This window comes from Maribacter sp. Asnod1-A12 (assembly GCF_045063735.1).
Taxonomy (GTDB): Bacteria; Bacteroidota; Bacteroidia; order Flavobacteriales; family Flavobacteriaceae; genus Maribacter.
This window is the reverse complement of record NZ_JBEFNZ010000006.1, coordinates 1788563-1808033: the sequence shown is the minus strand read 5'-3', so window position 1 is coordinate 1808033 and position 19471 is coordinate 1788563. Positions and strand designations below refer to the sequence as shown.

Below are 19471 nucleotides of genomic sequence, written 5' to 3'. Positions count from 1 at the left end.
AATAACAATGTGTTTAATTAACACCATTTTAGAACTTCTTCTAGCAGTTTTAACGTATTTATACTATCAGCACCGAAACTATATGGATTCAAAAAAAAATAAATTCACACTTAAGATAACTATTAGCTACCTACTTCTAATTATTCTAGGGGTCATCGCCTCTTATTATATTTACAATGAAGTACAAGAGTATATCGCAACTGAACAAAAAACAGAAAAAGATAATAAACTTCTTAAAACAAATTCGTTTTTAGCGCAATTGTATGAAGCCGAAAGTCTTTCTAAACTCGCTCTACAAACTAAAAACAAAATCAGCTATACAGCTTACGAAAATAAAATAGATTCTCTTTACACCAATATTGAAGAGTTAAAAACACTTACCGAAAGTGACTATCAACACGGACTTTTAGATAGTCTGAGGTCTCTTTTGGCTAAAAAAGTAGCGAATATCAACGCACTGCGATCTATTCGAAACAATGACCAAACAGGTACAGCTATTAATTCTGCATTAAAAGAATTCGACAAACTTGAAGAATCTTTAGGTATTATTAAACCCGAAGGTTTAGCACCGAACTTAGACCAACTTTCACCAAAAGCACAAAGTACCATAAAAAAGGTAGCAGATTATTTAAATGCAAATGTACCTGCAGATGGAGACCGGAAAGAGAATACTCAAACGATGGATAGTGTTGTTCAGGTATCTAAGAACCTTTTAAAAGACGTACAGCAAGAAAATAACATCAATAAAAATTCTTTAGCCATTAGAGAAACAACCATCAATAAAACAGATGTTGAACTCTCTCAGCAATTACGCACCATACTTTCTTCTTTTGAGCAAGAGATTGTAATGAACAGCATAGCAATTTCTATCAAAAAAGAAACGCTATTAAAACGGAGTATTCGACTCGCAGTTATCGCTGCCATACTTGGCTTTTTAGTGGTAGCTATTTTTACTTTTATATTGAATCGTGATTTTTGGAAAGCAAACGTATACCGAGAAAAACTCGAAAAAGAAAAGGCATTTTCAGAATCGCTATTAAAAAGTAGAGAGCAATTAATTGCTACTGTTAGTCACGATTTACGCACACCCTTAAATACCATAAGTGGTTACGCCAATATTATTGAAGAAAGTGATAACCAAAAGGACACCAAAGAACATATTAGCCATATTAAATCTGCCACCAACTATGTAAACAATCTGGTGAACGATTTACTTGATTTCTCACAACTAGAAGCAGGTAAAATGGTTGCCAAGAACTCGACTTTCAGATTGGATAAATTAATTGAGGTAAGCTCTGAAAGCATAGCCTCTCAGTATAAAAATAAAGATATTGAATTAGTTTTAAATCTAGACCAATCATTAAAACACCCTATAAAATCTGATGCATTTCGTTTACGCCAGATTGTTTCTAACTTATTAGGAAATGCCTATAAATTCACTGAAAAGGGTACGATCACATTGACTGGTTTTATCACTAAAGCTAACAATTTAAGCTTTGAAATAACAGATACCGGTATTGGTATCTCAAAGGAAAAACAACAACTGATTTTTAAAGAATTTACACAGGCAGAAAATGACATTGATAAAAAATATGGTGGTTATGGTCTGGGACTCACTATCACCAAAAAATTAACAGAACTACTTGGTGGTACTATCTTTCTTAAAAGTACAATCAATAAAGGAAGCACCTTTACACTACAAATACCAATAGAATATGGTGAAAAACTTGAATTGGCACCAGAAGAAAATACTGCCATAGAAGATTTGAAAATGATTGTATTTGATGATGATACTTCTTTCTTAAAACTTATTGGCGAAATGCTTAAGTCCACAGAAATTGAAGCTCAATTATTTTCAGATTTTAATGCTTTTACATCTGAAGAAGATTTCAACTTTGATATGGTTTTGACTGATATAGAAATGCCTACCGTTACCGGCTATGAAATTGTAAACAAATTAAAATCTGGAGCATTCAAAAATTATAAAAAACAACCCATCTTGGCAATGACAGGAAGACGAGACCTATCATTACAACATTTCACCGAAAAAGGATTTACTAGCCTGTTACGCAAGCCGTTTTCAAAGACCGACTTATTACAAAAACTAAATACATTATTTAACAATAACACCAAGGCTCCAAGTAGTACCGTTATTTTAAATAAAGAAAGCAATGACAAGCCATTTAGCCTAACTAATATAAAAATGTTTTTAGGTGATGACCAAAATGCTATTGATGAGGTGTTACTGATTTTCAAAAAGGATACCAAAGAAAACCTCCTTCAATTACGAACCTCCGTTGGCGATAATGATTTTGAGCTACTAAACAAAACAGCACATAAAATGCTGCCCATGTTTCGTCAATTAGAAGTGCATAATGCTATTCCCGTTTTAGAAACTTTTGAAGTATTAAAGAACGATGAAATTAGCAGTCAAAAATTAAAAAGAAAATTTCAAGAAGTGCAGCGTGAGATTGAAATTTTAGTTGATGTACTTTCACAACAAAAAGCTACAGATCCAAATCATAATGATTGATTCTATTGTATAGTGTTTTGCGAGTTACCTGAAGTAATTTAGCTGCCTTTGATTTGTTGTAATTAGTACGTTTTAAAGCGTTTACAATTTGTTCTTTTTCGAATTCCGCTTTTGAAAGGCTCCCTAGTTCTGCGGTTTCTAAAACAGGACTCATCAACTCTGACGGTAAAACTTTTGCTTCTACTTTATCTGTAGTTGATAACAATACTGCGCGCTGAATTACATTCTGTAATTCGCGAATGTTTCCTGGCCAGTGGTATGCATTAAAAATATCCCAAACCTGATCAGAAAAATCCACTACCTGTTTATCAAGCTTTTCATTGAACTTTCTTAGAAAGTAAGAAGCTAATAATGATAAATCTCCGTGCCTGTTTTTTAAGGCGGGAATTTGCAATGAAAACTCATTCAATCGATGATACAGATCTTCTCGAAAAGTACCTTTCTCAACCGCCGACTTTAAATCTTCATTGGTAGCTGATAGGATTCGTACATCAACCTGTATTTCAGTATTACTTCCTATTCTTTTTATTTTGCGCTCTTGTAAAGCTCTTAACAACTGTATTTGATTTTCGTAAGAAAGATTACCTACCTCATCTAATAACAGAGTTCCGCCGTTGGCAGCTTCAAAACTTCCAATTTTATCTGCAACTGCACCTGTAAAACTTCCTTTAATATGACCGAAAAACTCACTTGCCGCTAATTCTTTAGGTATTGCTCCACAATCTAGCGCCACAAACGGCATTTCTTTTCTAGTACTTTTTTGATGAATTGCCTTTGCAGTTACTTCTTTTCCTGTCCCACTTTCTCCAATTATCAAAACCGACATATCTGTAGGTGCAACCAGAACCATATGTTCTTCTAATTTTTGAGTCGCATCACTGGTAAGAATCAATTCTTTTGAACTAGATTCTTTATTTTTATTTACTTCATTAATATTACCTTGCTCATTAGTAGGTTTTGAAGTTTCTTTTGAAGTAATAGGCTTGGCATTTAAAGCACCATCAATAACCAATAACATCTGGTCAGGCGTAAATGGTTTGGAGATATAGTCATAAGCTCCCATTTTCATAGCTCTTACCGCTGTAGTTACCTCGGCATAACCAGTCATTACGATCACAGGAACTTTACCATTAAGATTAGCTACTAATTTTATTCCATCATAATCCGGCAAACGTAAATCTGTTATTACCAATTGAAAATCATGTAGTTTCAATTGCTTTTCGCCATCTAAACCAGTAGAACTAATAATAACGTCAAAACTATTTCTTGCCAAAAATTTTTGCAACATTTGCGCAAATGAAGTATCGTCTTCGATAATTAATATTTTGGTCATAGCTAGTTTGGTGTTCTTAGTATCTACGTAAAAATACCATAAGCCGACTATTTGTATTTTAAAATTATCATAAAGCTTTTAAGCATTCATTTAAATAAAGTCATAAAAAAAAGGAAAGAATAGCCTTTAGCTATCCTTTCCTGACCAAACCAACTTGAACAAACAAGTTTCTCTATAATTACATATCTATCCAATTACCCTCTTGATCTGCATACACAGTACCCTGTGTGCCATCTTCAAGTGATAATACCAATTTAAATTGTTTCTCTTCATTAGTATATGCTTTATCTAAATTCGCAGTTGGAAAATTTTTAGATATTGCATTTGTTACTGCTTGTGGAACTTCTGAAACTGAGATTTCTTCAAAATCATCTGCTTCTACAGTTATTTCATTTACTTGATTATGCTGTATTCCATTATCTGTAAGTAATGCATCTTGTGCATTCATTCCAAACCCGCCTAATGTCATTGCTCCTAATAAAAATAAAGTTTTCATTTTCTTATATATTTAAGTTAATAATACGTTTCAATACTATTAACAAAGAAAAAAGAGTGCCACAAAATAAAAATTGTAAAAATAATTGATTTTCAACAACTTACGCTAAAACCATTCTTTATACAACTGTATAAACCTGTGCCGTTTATGAATTAATGTGTAAATATTACCCAATCAACTCTTCTGTTCAAAAAATATTTTTGAAGATAAAAAAGGAGCTGCAAATTGCAGCCCCCCTCAAACCACCTATCAAACTCTTGTCTTAAAACTTTCAAATCAACACCTCAATCAATTCAACAACAACTAAAATTGGCAATGCTAATCTTGGGGATTATTTCAAATACAATTATTTGGTGGCACTTTCATAGTTAACGGTTAGTGTTTACGCGAAAGTGATATTTTAAACACTTATTTTTCCCAACATAATTTTGATATTACTCCTAATGAAAAAATCAAAACCGTGCTTAAAACTAAAATTAATACTAGTGTGACCATTGTTTCATAACTTGCTTCACTTATTTAGACACAACATTTTTTGATAGGTCACATTTTAAATAAAAAAAAACCGCATTTAGCAGTTTTTTTATTTCTGTCAGTAAAATAGACTATCTCTTATTGATCCAATTACCATGTTGGTCTATATATACGGTCTTTCTTGTACCGCTTTTAAGTACCATTATCAATTTGAATTCTCCTTTATCATTTTTAAAAGCCCCACCTAGTTTAGAAGTAGGGTATTGCTTTAATATTTCTTCAATAACCGGTGGCGTTAACTCACTCGATTTTATTTTTACATATTCATCGGCAGTTTTAACCACTATTTCTTTTTCTATTCTATCAGAAATAGTTTTTGCTGTAGCGTTAAACATTATCCCAAAAGTTAAGAATACTAGTAATGCGTAATTTTTCATACTTAATATTTTAATCGTTAAAAACTCTTAATCTTAGAATACTTACGGAGTAATCTTAGAAATGGATTTTTAATTAACGAAAATTTAAAATTTTAGGCGCAAAAAAAGCTGCCTAGGCAGCTTTTCATAAACAACTAACTCAAACTTTTAAATTTTACATTTGCAACCAATTACCTTCAGCATCGGCATAAACTACAGCTGAAGCTCCATCTTGAGAAGAAATTTCTAGTTTATAATTATTATCATCGTCTACATAGGCTTTATTTAACATAGCCCCTGCGTAATCTGTTGCCAACGCATTTACAATCGGCGCTGGTAAATCAGATGCAGCTATCTCTGTATAATCTTGTAAAAAAACATCTTCCATTATACCATCGTGAAATATAATTGGAGTTGCGGCAGTACCTATCGTTAAACTACCTATGGCTAAAGCTGTGGCAAAAACTAATTTCTTCATCTTTATATATTTTAAATTAAACATTCTTGAAAGGTATATTAGAATAATTGTGCCAACACGAAATACGACATCTAGTTTAATTATAAAATATTGATTTTCAGTTATTTAAACTAAATATTCGTTCAGAGACTATTGGGTAAAAATGTGCGTAAATAAAAAAAGTGTGTAGAAACTACACACTTTTTTTATACGATATTCTATATTATAATTTAAGCCTGATGTGAATCTTTTAAAAGATCCACAACACTTTTTACAGGATTAAAGGTCACTAAGGGCACTTCTACAAAAATGGTATTCCAAAAAGCCATTGCACCATTCCATAAGCCAGGTAGCTCAAGAGCTTTTAATTCTTTACCATCTTTAGTTTTGCCTGTAATAAAACCTTGCTTTTCATCAACAAACTTTAATAGGTCATATTTCTCACCTTTATAATTACGAACAGCACATACCAAATCTACCGGATTAAAATGTGTAGAATTTTTAAGAAGATCCGCTTGTTGTGAATTATCCATATCTATTTGGGCAGACTCTATAATTTGTAAAGAAATCTCCCCTTTACCATTAGTTACCCAAAATGGACCACCACCTGGCTCACCTTCATTCTTAACCATACCGCAAATACGAATAGGTCTGTTTATTTTATCTTTTAGTACAGCTACTTTTTCGCTGTTGGATTTGGTATCAAAATCATTTGAGAAACGAACGTTCAAGTTTGTAACCAAAAAGTTTCTGATTTCTTCAATCTGTGTATCATCTACATTCCCCTTATCTAGCAACGCAGCATATTCAAAAGCTTTTTCCTGCTCTTTTAAAAGTACACCTGCCAAAACCTTTTTACTATCGGCAACTGCCTTGGCATCTTTCATTACGGCAACGTTGTCTATATTCTTGATAAAAATAACATCGGCGTCCTGTTCGTTTAAATTCTGGATCAATGCACCATGACCTCCTGGTCTAAATAACACAGAGCCATCTTCATTTCTAAATGGATTATTGTCCATATCTACGGCCAAGGTATCTGTAGAAGGTTTTTGAAATGAGTAATCTACATTATAAGTTATACCAGTGTCGGCAGAAACTTTTGGTCCAGAGGCTTCAAATTCTTCCCCAAACATTTCTTCATGCTGCTCAGAGATTGTAAAATGTAAATTTGCTTTTCCGTTAGAACCTGCATATAATGCACCTTCCTTTAAATGTTCTTCAAATGGTGTAGCTGCAGAAGATTCATACTTATGAAATGGCAATAATCCCTTCGGATAAAAACCATAGTTCAGTGCATTCTCGCCTAAAAGTTCAGAGATAAAACTAAAAACCTTTTCTCCTTGAGCATCAGATTTTAAATTTAATCTATCCATAACTTTCTGGTAAAACGGAAAACACTCTAATCCTTCAGAGAACTTCTTAATATCTTTATCATTAGTTCTTGTCAAATATGCATCTAGAGTTTCCTCAGCAGGGTTATAAGAACCTAAAAAACTAAATAGTGCTTTGAACATTCTTGATGCCGCACCAGAAGCCGGCACAAACTTTAATATATCTAAGTCTTTTAATTTCGAATCATAAAATGCAATGAGCTCTTTCTCTTCTGCATCAGAAAATTTAAGAATACCATTACCTATTACGGCAGCATTCTCTAATTTTACAAAAGGTATACCTTCTTTAAAGGTGTTGATATGACTCAACATTTGTGCTTTAGAAATTCCCTTTTGCTCTAATTGTTTTAAATCTTTATCTGTAAGTTCAATCATTTATCTAATAAGGTATCTATATGGTTAATGGCTTTTTCTAAACGTTGTTTTTTGTTCCCCTTCAAGGTAATAAATTTTTTGCCGTATTTTTCTAAAGTGTCTTTAAAATAATTGAACATTTGTTCTCTTTCATTAGGCTTATCCCTTAAATCATCAGCTTCCCAAGGAATATCTATATATGTTAGTAAATAAAGATCATAAGAATTCTCAAGTGCATATTTTTCTAATACAGAATCGCATTCCCCAATATAATATGCTTCTGAATACACTTTGGTTTCCAACAAATCTGTATCGCAAATGAGAATATCCGTAGCCTTTTTAGACAACTTATTTTCTAAGCGCATTTGCCCTTCGGCAATAGGTAACAGATCATGAGGTTCGCAAGTTTTACGTTCATTGTTCCATTTATCTTGAAGATAATCTCTTGCATATTCTGGTACCCAAACGGTATGGTAATGCCTTGCCAACTGTTCTGATAAGGTTGTCTTACCTGTAGATTCTGGACCAAAAAGAACCACTTTTAAGACATCTGAAGGTTCTTGCTTATATTTTTCTTCCATGCATTATACCCGTAAAAGGCCAATATTGTAAAAATGAGATATTGAAAACTAGTAAACGTAAATCCTTTATAAAAGTATAATGGAATAGATATTAAATCTCCAATGATCCAATATATCCAATTTTCTACTTTCCTCTTGGCCATCAACCACATACCCACAAAAAATATAGCTGTTGTTATGGTATCAACATAAGCAGTCCAACTATTCCATTTATCAAAAACTTGATACACGGTAAAAACAAAGATGATGGTACTTATAAATATTATGACCGAGGTACTATTTTCCTTTTTGGTTACTCTGGTAATTGGTGTGTAATGTTCTGCATCTACTTTTCTTGTCCAAATATACCAACCATACAAACTCATTATAAAATAGTAGGCATTGATCATCATATCGCCCAATAAACCCCATTTCAATAAGAGATAGACGAATATAGAAGTACTTATCAGCCCTGTAGGGTACACTAAAATTTTGTTTTGTTTGGAAAACCACACCGATAACAGTCCAAAAATGACCGCTACGATCTCTAGGATAATATCTAAAGTATCATAATCTGAATATTGACCAAAGAGATAATCAAAAATGGGGCTCATAGTCGCTTCTATCAGATTTAACTATTTTCATGAATAAAAGTCCGCGGTCCATCAATTCAAATGCTGTTTTAATTTCGGTATTCAACACTTTCATTACTTCATCATAAGAACCATAAACCTGAGTACTCAACGGATTCTCAAGTACGGTCAACCCACATTCTCGCAGTTTTTTTATAAAATTTATAATGTGCTGCTCAAAATCGTCTTGCAACGGCGAAAAGGTCAATTCAACTGATATATCCATATAAAATATGCTGTCTTTAATTTATTCTATTCTTTATCTCTTGTAGCATATACACAAGTAAACTGCTCAAACTCTAGAAATCGTATTTTATAACTCGATAAATTTCCTTGAAAAATAATTTGTGCCGTGGTATTACTAGCATCAAATTTAAAATCTAGAACATTTATATGGTGCAAAAAACTTACCCCCCTGTGGCCATAAATTTTATATAGGGATTCTTTGGCACCCCATACAATAGTCAATTTTCTAACTACAGCGGCAGTATTCGCAAGTGTCTTATACTCTTCAAAAGGTGTAAATTTATGTGCTATTCTTAAAATTTTATCACGCTGCATTTCAATATCGATACCTACATGTTCGGTTTTACTTATGATAATACCCGTAAAATTATGTGAGTGCGTAATAGATATAAAATTACCGTCTTTTAAATGGGGTTTCCCGTTTTCATCATAGATTAAATCGGCATCGGTATAACCATAGGTAGCAAGCAAATGCCTAATACTCAAGAAAGCCTTACGATGAAGTTCAGATTTCATTCCGTCAAATCGATTTTGACAATAGGGCGTGAGCTCAACACCCGACCAAAGGTTTTCTTCTGTCTCTTCAACCTTCCAAATTGCTAAGGAGGTTTCTTCATTTACTGTTATAGTTTTGTAAAGCGGCATGGGATTCTTAGTGTTATTCGTACCTTTGCACGAATTAAAAATTGCTGTACACAGAAAACGAAAGTATAAAATAATAAAGATATGAGCACGAAAACTATTCCGTATGTGCCTTATAAGGTTAAGGATATTTCCCTTGCTGATTGGGGAAGAAAAGAAATCGAATTAGCAGAAGCTGAAATGCCAGGCTTAATGGCTTTAAGAGAAGAGTACAAAGATGAGCAACCTTTAAAAGGTGCCCGTATTGCAGGTTGTCTTCATATGACGATACAAACAGCTGTACTTATAGAAACATTGACCGCTCTTGGGGCAGATGTTACTTGGAGCTCATGTAATATATTTTCTACTCAAGATCAAGCTGCTGCGGCTATCGCAGCAACAGGCGTACCTGTTTACGCTTGGAAAGGTATGAACGAAGAGGAGTTTGATTGGTGTATCGAACAAACATTATTCTTTGGTGAAGATAGAAAACCATTGAACATGATTTTAGATGATGGTGGTGATCTAACCAACATGGTATTGGATAAATACCCAGAAATGGCCGGAGAAATCAAAGGTCTTTCTGAAGAAACTACAACAGGTGTTCACCGTTTATACGAGCGAGTAAAGAATGGTACTTTACCTATGCCAGCTATAAACGTTAACGATTCTGTTACTAAATCTAAATTCGATAACAAATACGGATGTCGCGAAAGTGCTGTTGATGCTATACGTAGAGCTACAGATACTATGCTTGCAGGTAAACGCGTAGTTGTTGCCGGTTACGGTGATGTTGGTAAAGGTACAGCAGCTTCTTTTAAAGGTGCAGGCTCTATTGTTACTGTTACCGAAATTGACCCAATTTGTGCATTACAGGCTTGTATGGACGGATTTGAAGTTAAAAAATTGGAAACGGTTATAGGTAATGCCGATATCGTAATTACTACAACCGGAAATAAAGATATTATTAGAGCTGAACATTTTGAAGCCCTAAAGGATAAAGCCATTGTTTGTAACATTGGTCATTTTGACAATGAAATCGACATGGCATGGTTGAACAAAAATCATGGTAATACCAAAGATGAAATCAAGCCACAGGTTGATAAATATACCATCAACGGTAAAGATTTAATCATTTTGGCAGAAGGTAGATTGGTAAACTTAGGTTGTGCAACTGGGCACCCTAGTTTTGTAATGAGTAATTCTTTTACAAACCAAACATTAGCTCAAATAGAGCTTTGGAAAAACAGTGCCAACTATGAGAATGATGTATACATGCTACCTAAGCATTTAGATGAGAAGGTTGCAAAACTTCACTTATCTCGTTTAGGAGCTGAGCTTACAGAGTTGAAAGATTACCAAGCCGATTACATTGGTGTAACGGTAGAAGGTCCTTTCAAACCTGAATACTACAGATACTAAAACATTGGTTTTAGAAACTAAAAAGTCCTGATTTTCATCAGGACTTTTTTTATGCTTTATACTTTCTTTAGATTAGTTATTTTCTGCCAACATACCTTCTAAGTAATAACAATCTGTTTGCTCTTTAATTTGAGCCAAACCTTCTTCTTTAGAGCTTATCGGATTAATCTTAACCTCTTTTCCGTTTGGCATATAAACAATATAAAAACCTTCTTCAAAAGATGACAATTTTATAATTTCACCATTAGGTCTTACGGCATTCCATGATTTATCACCTGGCTTATAAACTAAATCAATTTTCTTTCCTTTTTTAGGACCATCAACGACAGTTACTTGCATTCTGTTCTTAGTAGCGGTCATTTCAAAAGTGTTACCGTCTCTTTCTACCATTTGAGTCTCTGACTCTCCTTCTTCCATAGCAATTGGATTAGAACCGCTCCAAAATTCTATTACGTTGAAGATAATGGCATCTCCTAAAAAGAATAAACCATAAACTGGAATTATGTTCAAGCCCCAAAATACCAAGTTGTTTACAAACTTACTATCAGAAACACCTTGGTTCCAGTCTTTTAAGTTATTGAAAGCACTAAATGAACCCAAGCAACTAGAGAATAATAAGGTACTTGCCATTGCAACACAGATAATTGATTTTTTCATGATATAAATTGTTTAGAATTAGATTTGCAAAATAAAGGCACACACCTAAAATGGCTTCTCCTAAACATTTTATTGTTAACCCTATAGATGTTTTTACCTGTTTTCTACATTAAATGATTGTTAAGCAGTCAATTATTTAATTTCAAAATTCATAGTTTTAATTTTTTAAAGGGAAGTCTGACATTAATACAATTGCTTTCCATTTATTTATTTCAATCAAGAATATATATGATACTATTTATTGACATGGACGAGGTTATTGCAGATACATACGGCGCCCATATAGAACTTTACAACACAGAATTTAATGGCGAACTAACTACAGATTTATGCTCTGGTACAGAAGTATGGTGCATGGTGCCGGAAGCGCACCAAGATAGTGTTCGCAAACATGCTACAAGAAGAGGCTTTTTTAGAAACTTAAAACCTATTGCAGGCAGTCAAGAAATATTATCTCAACTTGCCCACAAACATGAAGTCTATATCGCATCTGCCGCCATGCAATTTCCAAATTCCTTAGAAGAAAAAAGTGAATGGCTAGACGAACACTTTCCTTTTTTACCTTGGCAAAACCGAATTCTATGTGGTCACAAACACATTCTAAAAGGTGATATTTTAATTGACGACCGCAGTTTTAATTTAGAGAATTTTGATGGTAGAAGTTTACAATTCACCTCACCACATAACGTAAATACCGAAGGTTTTGAACGTGTTAATACATGGTTTGAGATTGGGGAGAAATTATTGTAATCCCAATTTCGCTAAATCATAAAAGTAAAAGTTCTTTTCGTCATTCATTGCGACGAAAAGTCCGTTTTTGAACGTATCGTTCAATGGCATTGTAACGGCTTCACAACCATCTGTTTCGGTGGTAGAGAGATTCACAGCTGTAATATAGGTATTGGTTTCTCTATCAAAAATATTAAACTCCCCCTTTTGCTGATTCGACACTATTAAATAACCATGCCCATCAGCATAACTTGCTATAGCAATACCTTCTATATCTTCATCAAAATACTCACCTCCAAAACAAGATAATTCTTCATTTCCCATACTAGGTTCTGCATGATACTTTTTTATACAAACACCTTCATCAGAAAAATAAACATACCCATTTTCATCATCTATAGCAATAGCCTCAATTTCTTTTACTCCGCTAAATTTTCCAAATTTTCGAACATAGTTAGAGGTTATACCTAAACTATCAGCATTTAGAGCATACTGGTACAAATAACCATCAGCCGGACCGGTTTTTCTACCAACGACAGCATATATCTTTGCATTTTTTGGAGACTTAAATAAGCTAACTCCCATTGGCAATCTATTTTCTTCTAATTCTTCATCTTCAAAAACCTTAAAACCACCACCATCTAAAGGCTTCATATCTGGTACAGAAAACATTCTGATCTGTTGTTTTTCGCGTTCTGTAAAAACCAAAATATCGGTTTTGGTAGAATCGTTGAGTTGAAAACCATATTCAATATCTACATTGTTTGGTCGTTGAATATTTCTAATGGTTTTATCTTCTATAATTTTCCCACCTAGATTAAATGCATAAACAGCCCCATTGGTTTTTTTATCCGTACCGAAAACAATACTCTCTTCAGCATTTTTAGGATTTATCCAAATTGCAGGATCATCTGTATCGTTCAAGGTAAACTCAGTAATTACGTCTGGCGCTATTTTAGGTAACTTACTTTGATTGCAAGAACTAAAAACAACTACGAATGCTAATAAATATGATATATTTTTCATTTTATGTGATTGATATAAATGCAAAATTATTTTTTAAAAAGATCATATTTTAAACCTAAAGTAAAACGTTGTCCATAAAACTCGACTTGTTGCGTATGTTCTTTTACCCCTTGAAAATAACGTAATGGCTGATTCGTAATATTCTTTAAATCTGTATATACACTTAGGTTTTTATTTATTTGAAAAGTGGCGTTGAAATCTAAAAACAGCTGCGTATCATAATATCTATCTTCAAAATCATTACCCCCGATTTCATCTATATAACTATCAGAAAAATTGGCAGATAACCTTGTACTGAACTTCTTATCTGCATAGCCTAATGATCCATTGAACATGTTTGGTGCTGTATTCGGTAAATCTAAATCATCTCGCTCATCACCATCTTCATTACGTATACCATCTGCTGAAGATGATAAATAAGTATAATTAAGATAAAGGCTGAAGTTTTTGGCAAAGCCTGGCAAAAAGTCTAATTGGCGCTGAAAAGCAAGTTCCAATCCAAAAATAGTAGCACTATCTCCATTTAATGGTTGAAAAACATCGTACCCTTCAGTACCGGCTCCTAAACTATCGTCAGGCGCTTCATAAATGAACGTATAAATAAACTCATCTATATTTTTATAAAATACACCCCCGGAAATTAAGCCTACACTTTGAAAATAGTGTTCTGCCATAAGATCGAAATTCATTGAGGTAGTAGGGTTCAAATCAGCGTTTCCTAGAACCAATTCTTTATCTTCATTAATAACTTCTGCTCTTGGTATAAGATCTTGATAGTTTGGCCTAGCTAAAGTATTTGTCCATGCAAACCTTAAGATAGTGTTTGGAGAAACATCGTATTTCAAATGAACACCAGGTAAAATGTTAGTATACGAATTTTTACCATTTACCTCTTCTACTAAAATTGCTTCTTCTATACCAGCGTCTTCATCTTCTTCCACATAGACAACTCTATTTCCCTTAGATTCTAGATTGGTATTCTCAAATCTAATACCAGCTAATACACCTAGTTTTTCTGATAATTTCTGATTGAACATAACATAACCAGCGACAACATTTTCGTTCACCTCAAAATTATCTGGGGCAAATTCATCTACAATCAGTTCACCATCTGCAACATTTAAATCTAAAGAACCTAACCAATCTTCACTGGCAAAAGAACCAATTCGGTATTGGCTACCTGCTAGAAAATCTGAATCACTATAATCTTTTACCGGAACAGTGGCTAATGTAGGAAAGTCATCTTCTAAATCGAACTCATAAAAATCGTTATTTCGCAATTTTGATTTAAATCGACCTCTAGCCCCAAATTTTATAGACCCTTCTCCTTGACCAAAAATATCTGCCGGGACTTCAAAATTCACAAACACATTTACATCTTCTTCTTCGGTATACTGATTTTCTTCTGTTATCTCACCATATTCAAAATTGGCTAAATCAGCATCTGTAGCATTAGCTGCCGAGAATCTTGGATATCTAGAATTTAACACATCATTATTGATAACGTATTCTGCTTCAAATTCTGCATAACGCTCATTAAGTCTCTCTTCAGATGCCTTTGCGTAAGAGGTCATCCAATCTACTTTTAGATTTCCCCAAAGATGATTACCGCCCAAGCTATAATTTTGCATTCGCTGATCTTCTAAACGACGGTTTTTATTTCTATTACTATCGATACCTCCTTTAGATTGCCTTTTAACTTCTACCGGAAAACTTGTAGGAACACCATCTGTAATTACAAAATCACCCAACGCAATATCTTCGGCGTCTAATATTTCTTGAGATAGGGCAAATCTATTTTCTCTATCATCACGCCAGTTATACATCGTCTTTAAGAAAACTGTATTGTTGACATCGAATTTATAATCTAGGTTTGCTGAAAAACTACGTCTTGTTCGCTGCACCAAATATTTTCGTTGCTCATAAACATTTGCATAGGGATCAACATCCACTTCTTCCAAAACAGCCTCGCCTTCACTATCTTCAACTCCTGTATTATATTCAAACTCATCGGTCCATTCCGCCTCTACATTATCTGAACCAAAGTCATTATCATTAATAGATGCAGCGACCATCCATCCAAATTTTTCATTTTTGCTACGATCACCTATAAGAAATGACCCATTATAAATAGGCTTATCTGTTATAAAGTTGATTCCCGATCCTAAGGTTGCAGAAACTCTAAAGCCTTGTGGAGATGTTCGTGTAATTAAATTTATAGACCCACCAAGTGCATCCGCATCCATATCAGGGGTAACAGCTTTGCTTACCTCAATAGATTGAATCATATCTGATGGAATTAAATCCATCTGAACATTTCTATTGTCGCCTTCGGCAGAGGGAATTCTACTACCATTTAAAGTAACCGAATTCAATTGTGGAGACAAACCACGAACAATTACATTTCTAGCCTCACCTTGGTCTACCTGCATAGTTATACCAGGTATTCTTTTAACGGCATCACCTATATTGGCATCTGGAAATTTCCCTATTTGATCGGTAGAAACAACATTCGTAATATTTAAATTGGTCTTTTGTGTGTTCAATGCTTTTGACTGACCACTTAATCCATAGGCAGATACCTCAACGCCTTCTAACTCCATAGTCTTTGGCTCAACACTCAAATTAACACTGATAGTTTCATTTGCTACTACCGTTATCTCTTGTGATAAATCGGCATAGCCTAAATAAGAGACCTTTATATAGTAAGTGCCTTCTGGAATACCTACAATGGTAAACCTACCATCAAAATCTGTAATCGCCCCTTTTGAAAGGGAAGGAATCATCGCGTTAGCACCTGGTAAATAGAGACCGTTTTCATCTGTTACCGTACCCTGAATATTACCTGACTGAGCCAGAAGAATAATTGGAACAAGAAAAAAAAGGTAAAAAAATACTGAGTTTTTCATTTTCTGAGTGGTTGTTATTATTTGGCCACAAAGAAATTAGATTGAAGACAGAACCGTGTTGCCTAAATCTTAAGGCTATTTTAAGATTACCCTAATTTTTACCATTATTTACCTTTGGTTAACACTGTCGTAACAAAAAACCCTCTTCATTGCTGAAGAGGGTTTTTAAAATAATTTGCTTAAAGCTTATGCTTCAAAAGGCTCTATGGAAACAAATGATTTTCCACCAGCTTTTTTCGTAAACTTTACTAAACCATCTACACGTGCGTGTAATGTATGGTCTTTTCCTGCGTAAACATTTTCACCAGGATTGTGTCTTGTTCCACGCTGTCTAACGATAATGTTACCAGCGATAGCAGCTTGACCACCATAAATCTTAACTCCTAATCGTTTCGATTCTGATTCTCTACCGTTTTTCGAACTACCTACACCTTTCTTATGTGCCATTGTCTGAGGTTTTAAATATTATTATACTTTAATGGTCCAGCTTATTTAGCTACACCACCGTCTAATTCGTCTTGCCATTTCTGTAACTCGTCCCATTTACCTTCAGCAGCTAATTCAGCTTGCTTTGGCCATGTGTCAGTTACGTGATTTCCACGTACGTCTGCTATAATTTCAGAAATTTTAGCTGCGTCTGTTTTTGCTAATTCAGCAAAAGTAGAAATACCTGCATTATTCAAAGTTTCAGCGATTTTTGGACCGATACCTTCAACTTTTTTCAAATCATCACCTTTAGCACTAGCTTTCTTAGCTTTTGCTTTTGGTGCTACAGGAGCTGCTTTTTCCTCAACTTTTTTAGCCTTTGGTTCAGCTTTCTTAGTCTCGGTTTTCTTTGCTCCTTTAGAAATAATAGATTCAATTACAATCTCTGTAAGAGATTGACGATGTCCATTTTTCTTTCTGTAACCTTTACGTCTTTTCTTGTGAAAAACGATTACTTTGTCACCTCTAAGGTGTTTAACGACTTTAGCCTCTACTGCGGCACCGTCTATAGCCGGGGCGCCGATAGTAACGTTCGATCCATCAGCTAAAAGAAGAACATTGTCAAAAGTAACTTTCTTACCTTCTTCTGCTTGTAAACGGTGAACGTACACTTTCTGGTCTTTTGCAACTTTAAACTGCTGCCCTGCCATCTCTACAATTGCGTACATATTGTTAAATGTAATGATTAAACCTGATGAATTTTTTCCATAGGCGGGTGCAAATATAGATCTTAATCGTGAATTTACAAGTGTTTTTTACGATTTTTAAACAGTCTTTAGTATTCTAGTGTTCGAAGTCTTAAATAGTTGCATAAATGCAAGGGTCAAAACAACGCTACTGGTAAAACCCATAGTAGCTACCACTAGAAATACAATGGCTTCAAAACTTCTATACGTGTTTGCCCATCTTGTTGATAATTCTTCTAAAAAACCTGGCTGTAATTCTGTAGAATAAAAGGCAAAAAAGATTGTAAAAATAAGTGTTGCTATGCCACCGGTAATCAAACCTGCCATGAAACCACCTGCATAACTAAATTCGCTACCCTTTTTTAACTTATAATATTTAATTGCCTCAAAAATAGCAAAACCGGTAATTACCGCATTAAATAGACTATAGAAGACATTAACATGCAAACCAAGTAATGATAGTATTAAGAAATAAGCAATTAAAGAACCACTGGCGGCAACACCAAATCTAAGGGGTAAGGCATAATTTTTCATAATAAATATTTTTTGTTTAGATATTCAATGTAATCATTAAACAAAATAAATGAAAATAATAACTGTTAAAGAATTCCTATATTGAAGATTGTTCTTACAAAATTTAAAATTGAGTGTAACATTTTAATTTGAATGGACACTAATAAAACAGAACAAGTAAACACGAACCTAAAACAGTTTAAATGAAATTGAAATTACTACTGGTTTCGGCACTATCCGCTATTGGATTTACCGGACTCGCACAAGAGGTTGCTTACGAAGAGTACAACCTTGAAAACGATCTACACGTTATTTTACATCAAGACAACACTGCCCCAATAATTTCTATCTCCGTATTTTACCATGTAGGATCAAAAGACGAAGACCCACAAAGAACAGGCTTTGCCCACTTTTTTGAACACTTACTTTTTGAAGGAACTGAAAATATCGAAAGAGGAGAATGGGACAAAATAGTATCATCTAACGGCGGATCAGGCAATGCCACTACCAATGAAGACAGAACATACTACTATGAAGTTTTTCCTTCTAACAATTTAGAATTAGGTCTTTGGCTAGAATCTGAAAGAATGCTTCACCCTGTTATCAATCAAAAAGGTGTTGACACTCAAAATGATGTGGTCAAGGAAGAAAAAAGGCTTCGTGTAGATAATTCACCTTATGGCAAGTTCATTGAAAACATAAAGAAGAATCTTTTTCAAAGTCATCCTTATAAAGAAACGGTTATTGGCAAAATGACAGACTTAGATGCCGCTACTTTAGATGAGTTTATAGGTTTCCAGAAAAAATTCTATACCCCGAACAATGCCGTTTTGGTTATTGCAGGCGATTTTGAGAAAGAAAATACTAAAAAATTGATTTTAGATTATTTTAAAGATATTCCAAAGGGAGCAGAAATTACAAGAAGCTTTCCTAAAGAAACTTCTATCACGTCAGAAATCAATGCAAAAGCCTACGACTCTAATATTCAAATACCGGCTACTATGATTGCCTATAGAACTCCCGGTCTTAAAAATAGAGACAGCCAAGTATTAGAAATGATTTCTACCTATTTATCTGACGGACCATCTTCAAAACTTTACAAAAAAATGGTAGATGATGAAAAACAAGCATTACAGATCGGTGCCATACCCGTAACCTTAGAAGATTACGGTATGTATATCATTTTTGCACTTCCGGTGGGCGAAACTAACTTAAACACATTAAACTCTTCTATTGAAACAGAAGTAGAAAAATTGAGAAATGGCCTTATTTCTGAAAATGATTATCAAAAACTACAGAACAAGTTTGAAAATCAGTTTGTGAACAGTAATGCCAGTATTGAAGGTATTGCAGAATCTCTTGCAGAGTATTATGCGCTTTATGGTGACACATCTCTTATCAACAAAGAAATAGAAGTATATAGATCTATTACCAGAGAAGAAATTAAAGAGGTCGCAAACAAGTATTTAAAACCTAACCAAAGATTGGTTCTAGAATATTTACCTGAAGAAAATACCGCAAACTAAA

The 19471-nt window shown here is 34.0% G+C and carries 19 protein-coding genes; 4 read left to right on the top strand and 15 right to left on the bottom strand.

Annotated features, from left to right (window positions below; all coding sequences use genetic code 11):
- Positions 1-82 precede the first annotated feature (82 nt).
- Positions 83-2533, top strand: a complete 2451-nt coding sequence (locus tag ACJJVP_RS07715; RefSeq protein WP_405412368.1) for an ATP-binding protein — start codon at positions 83-85, stop codon at positions 2531-2533.
- On the opposite strand, the gene ACJJVP_RS07710 is transcribed toward ACJJVP_RS07715, so the two are convergent.
- The 9 genes from ACJJVP_RS07710 to ACJJVP_RS07670 all read right to left on the bottom strand — a co-directional run bounded on the left by ACJJVP_RS07710 (position 2508) and on the right by ACJJVP_RS07670 (position 9540).
- The gene (locus ACJJVP_RS07710; RefSeq protein ID WP_405412367.1) at positions 2508-3866 is read right to left on the bottom strand and encodes a sigma-54-dependent transcriptional regulator; all 1359 of its coding nucleotides are present in this window, start codon (positions 3864-3866) and stop codon (positions 2508-2510) included. The two genes, ACJJVP_RS07715 and ACJJVP_RS07710, sit on opposite strands and share 26 nt — an antisense overlap.
- Positions 3867-4044: 178 nt before the next feature.
- The gene (locus tag ACJJVP_RS07705) at positions 4045-4362 is read right to left on the bottom strand and encodes a hypothetical protein (protein WP_405412364.1); all 318 of its coding nucleotides are present in this window, start codon (positions 4360-4362) and stop codon (positions 4045-4047) included.
- A gap of 605 nt (positions 4363-4967) precedes the next feature.
- Positions 4968-5273 carry a hypothetical protein gene (locus ACJJVP_RS07700; protein ID WP_405412361.1) on the bottom strand — a complete coding sequence of 102 codons (306 nt, stop codon included), beginning with the start codon at positions 5271-5273 and terminating at the stop codon, positions 4968-4970.
- Between the two features lie 154 nt (positions 5274-5427).
- Entirely contained in the window at positions 5428-5730 is a 303-nt protein-coding gene (locus ACJJVP_RS07695) for a hypothetical protein (protein ID WP_405412359.1), read from the bottom strand.
- Between the two features lie 209 nt (positions 5731-5939).
- Complete coding sequence (locus tag ACJJVP_RS07690) at positions 5940-7478, bottom strand: DUF4301 family protein (protein ID WP_405412356.1); 1539 nt, start codon at positions 7476-7478, stop codon at positions 5940-5942.
- Positions 7475-8038, bottom strand: coding sequence for an AAA family ATPase (locus tag ACJJVP_RS07685; RefSeq protein WP_405412353.1), 564 nt, complete (start codon positions 8036-8038; stop codon positions 7475-7477). The genes ACJJVP_RS07690 and ACJJVP_RS07685 overlap by 4 nt, the downstream gene beginning before the upstream one ends.
- On the bottom strand, positions 7999-8631 hold the full coding sequence (gene pnuC, locus ACJJVP_RS07680) for a nicotinamide riboside transporter PnuC (RefSeq protein ID WP_405412351.1): 633 nt from the start codon (positions 8629-8631) through the stop codon (positions 7999-8001). Before pnuC ends, ACJJVP_RS07685 begins: the two co-directional genes overlap by 40 nt.
- A complete protein-coding gene (locus ACJJVP_RS07675; RefSeq protein ID WP_073240827.1) occupies positions 8615-8875 on the bottom strand; it encodes a thiamine-binding protein in 261 nt (86 codons plus the stop codon). Before ACJJVP_RS07675 ends, pnuC begins: the two co-directional genes overlap by 17 nt.
- A 26-nt stretch (positions 8876-8901) precedes the next feature.
- Positions 8902-9540, bottom strand: coding sequence for a 4'-phosphopantetheinyl transferase family protein (locus ACJJVP_RS07670; protein ID WP_405412349.1), 639 nt, complete (start codon positions 9538-9540; stop codon positions 8902-8904).
- An 81-nt stretch (positions 9541-9621) separates the two neighbouring features.
- On the opposite strand from ACJJVP_RS07670, the gene ahcY reads away from it, so the two are divergent.
- Positions 9622-10938 carry an adenosylhomocysteinase gene (gene ahcY, locus ACJJVP_RS07665; protein WP_405412347.1) on the top strand — a complete coding sequence of 439 codons (1317 nt, stop codon included), beginning with the start codon at positions 9622-9624 and terminating at the stop codon, positions 10936-10938.
- A gap of 72 nt (positions 10939-11010) precedes the next feature.
- Here ahcY and ACJJVP_RS07660 read toward each other — a convergent pair whose 3' ends face one another.
- Positions 11011-11595: a DUF3332 domain-containing protein gene (locus ACJJVP_RS07660; protein WP_036157135.1), complete on the bottom strand. Its 585-nt coding sequence runs from the start codon at positions 11593-11595 to the stop codon at positions 11011-11013.
- Between the two features lie 228 nt (positions 11596-11823).
- On the opposite strand from ACJJVP_RS07660, the gene ACJJVP_RS07655 reads away from it, so the two are divergent.
- The gene (locus ACJJVP_RS07655; protein ID WP_405412345.1) at positions 11824-12345 is read left to right on the top strand and encodes a 5' nucleotidase, NT5C type; all 522 of its coding nucleotides are present in this window, start codon (positions 11824-11826) and stop codon (positions 12343-12345) included.
- Here ACJJVP_RS07655 and ACJJVP_RS07650 read toward each other — a convergent pair.
- The 5 genes from ACJJVP_RS07650 to ACJJVP_RS07630 form a co-directional block, all read right to left on the bottom strand.
- The gene (locus ACJJVP_RS07650; protein ID WP_405412343.1) at positions 12337-13350 is read right to left on the bottom strand and encodes a phytase; all 1014 of its coding nucleotides are present in this window, start codon (positions 13348-13350) and stop codon (positions 12337-12339) included. The genes ACJJVP_RS07655 and ACJJVP_RS07650 overlap by 9 nt on opposite strands.
- 26 nt (positions 13351-13376) lie before the next feature.
- Positions 13377-16259, bottom strand: coding sequence for a TonB-dependent receptor (locus tag ACJJVP_RS07645; protein ID WP_405412340.1), 2883 nt, complete (start codon positions 16257-16259; stop codon positions 13377-13379).
- Positions 16260-16445: 186 nt separating this feature from the next.
- A complete protein-coding gene (rpmA, locus tag ACJJVP_RS07640) occupies positions 16446-16706 on the bottom strand; it encodes a 50S ribosomal protein L27 (RefSeq protein WP_276493468.1) in 261 nt (86 codons plus the stop codon).
- Between the two features lie 41 nt (positions 16707-16747).
- Positions 16748-17413, bottom strand: a complete 666-nt coding sequence (gene rplU, locus ACJJVP_RS07635) for a 50S ribosomal protein L21 (RefSeq protein ID WP_405412336.1) — start codon at positions 17411-17413, stop codon at positions 16748-16750.
- Positions 17414-17509: 96 nt separating this feature from the next.
- Positions 17510-17965 (bottom strand): DUF4199 domain-containing protein, encoded by a 456-nt coding sequence (locus ACJJVP_RS07630; RefSeq protein WP_405412334.1) that lies wholly within the window; start codon positions 17963-17965, stop codon positions 17510-17512.
- Between the two features lie 182 nt (positions 17966-18147).
- Here ACJJVP_RS07630 and ACJJVP_RS07625 point away from each other — a divergent pair, with 182 nt between their 5' ends.
- Positions 18148-19470: a M16 family metallopeptidase gene (locus ACJJVP_RS07625; RefSeq protein WP_405412331.1), complete on the top strand. Its 1323-nt coding sequence runs from the start codon at positions 18148-18150 to the stop codon at positions 19468-19470.
- The last annotated feature ends 1 nt before the right edge of the window (position 19471 follow it).

What these genes read in the sequence shown, in the direction of transcription:
- ACJJVP_RS07650 (WP_405412343.1), bottom strand. Translation starts at nt 13,350, where the DNA reads ATGAAAAATATATCATATTTATTAGCATTCGTAGTTGTTTTTAGTTCT.
- ACJJVP_RS07695 (WP_405412359.1), bottom strand. Translation starts at nt 5,730, where the DNA reads ATGAAGAAATTAGTTTTTGCCACAGCTTTAGCCATAGGTAGTTTAACG.
- ACJJVP_RS07685 (WP_405412353.1), bottom strand. Translation starts at nt 8,038, where the DNA reads ATGGAAGAAAAATATAAGCAAGAACCTTCAGATGTCTTAAAAGTGGTT.
- rpmA (WP_276493468.1), bottom strand. Translation starts at nt 16,706, where the DNA reads ATGGCACATAAGAAAGGTGTAGGTAGTTCGAAAAACGGTAGAGAATCA.
- ACJJVP_RS07705 (WP_405412364.1), bottom strand. Translation starts at nt 4,362, where the DNA reads ATGAAAACTTTATTTTTATTAGGAGCAATGACATTAGGCGGGTTTGGA.
- rplU (WP_405412336.1), bottom strand. Translation starts at nt 17,413, where the DNA reads ATGTACGCAATTGTAGAGATGGCAGGGCAGCAGTTTAAAGTTGCAAAA.
- ACJJVP_RS07625 (WP_405412331.1), top strand. Translation starts at nt 18,148, where the DNA reads ATGAAATTGAAATTACTACTGGTTTCGGCACTATCCGCTATTGGATTT.
- ACJJVP_RS07655 (WP_405412345.1), top strand. Translation starts at nt 11,824, where the DNA reads ATGATACTATTTATTGACATGGACGAGGTTATTGCAGATACATACGGC.
- ACJJVP_RS07670 (WP_405412349.1), bottom strand. Translation starts at nt 9,540, where the DNA reads ATGCCGCTTTACAAAACTATAACAGTAAATGAAGAAACCTCCTTAGCA.
- ACJJVP_RS07645 (WP_405412340.1), bottom strand. Translation starts at nt 16,259, where the DNA reads ATGAAAAACTCAGTATTTTTTTACCTTTTTTTTCTTGTTCCAATTATT.
- ACJJVP_RS07675 (WP_073240827.1), bottom strand. Translation starts at nt 8,875, where the DNA reads ATGGATATATCAGTTGAATTGACCTTTTCGCCGTTGCAAGACGATTTT.
- ACJJVP_RS07630 (WP_405412334.1), bottom strand. Translation starts at nt 17,965, where the DNA reads ATGAAAAATTATGCCTTACCCCTTAGATTTGGTGTTGCCGCCAGTGGT.
- pnuC (WP_405412351.1), bottom strand. Translation starts at nt 8,631, where the DNA reads ATGAGCCCCATTTTTGATTATCTCTTTGGTCAATATTCAGATTATGAT.
- ACJJVP_RS07710 (WP_405412367.1), bottom strand. Translation starts at nt 3,866, where the DNA reads ATGACCAAAATATTAATTATCGAAGACGATACTTCATTTGCGCAAATG.
- ACJJVP_RS07690 (WP_405412356.1), bottom strand. Translation starts at nt 7,478, where the DNA reads ATGATTGAACTTACAGATAAAGATTTAAAACAATTAGAGCAAAAGGGA.
- ACJJVP_RS07660 (WP_036157135.1), bottom strand. Translation starts at nt 11,595, where the DNA reads ATGAAAAAATCAATTATCTGTGTTGCAATGGCAAGTACCTTATTATTC.
- ACJJVP_RS07700 (WP_405412361.1), bottom strand. Translation starts at nt 5,273, where the DNA reads ATGAAAAATTACGCATTACTAGTATTCTTAACTTTTGGGATAATGTTT.
- ahcY (WP_405412347.1), top strand. Translation starts at nt 9,622, where the DNA reads ATGAGCACGAAAACTATTCCGTATGTGCCTTATAAGGTTAAGGATATT.
- ACJJVP_RS07715 (WP_405412368.1), top strand. Translation starts at nt 83, where the DNA reads ATGGATTCAAAAAAAAATAAATTCACACTTAAGATAACTATTAGCTAC.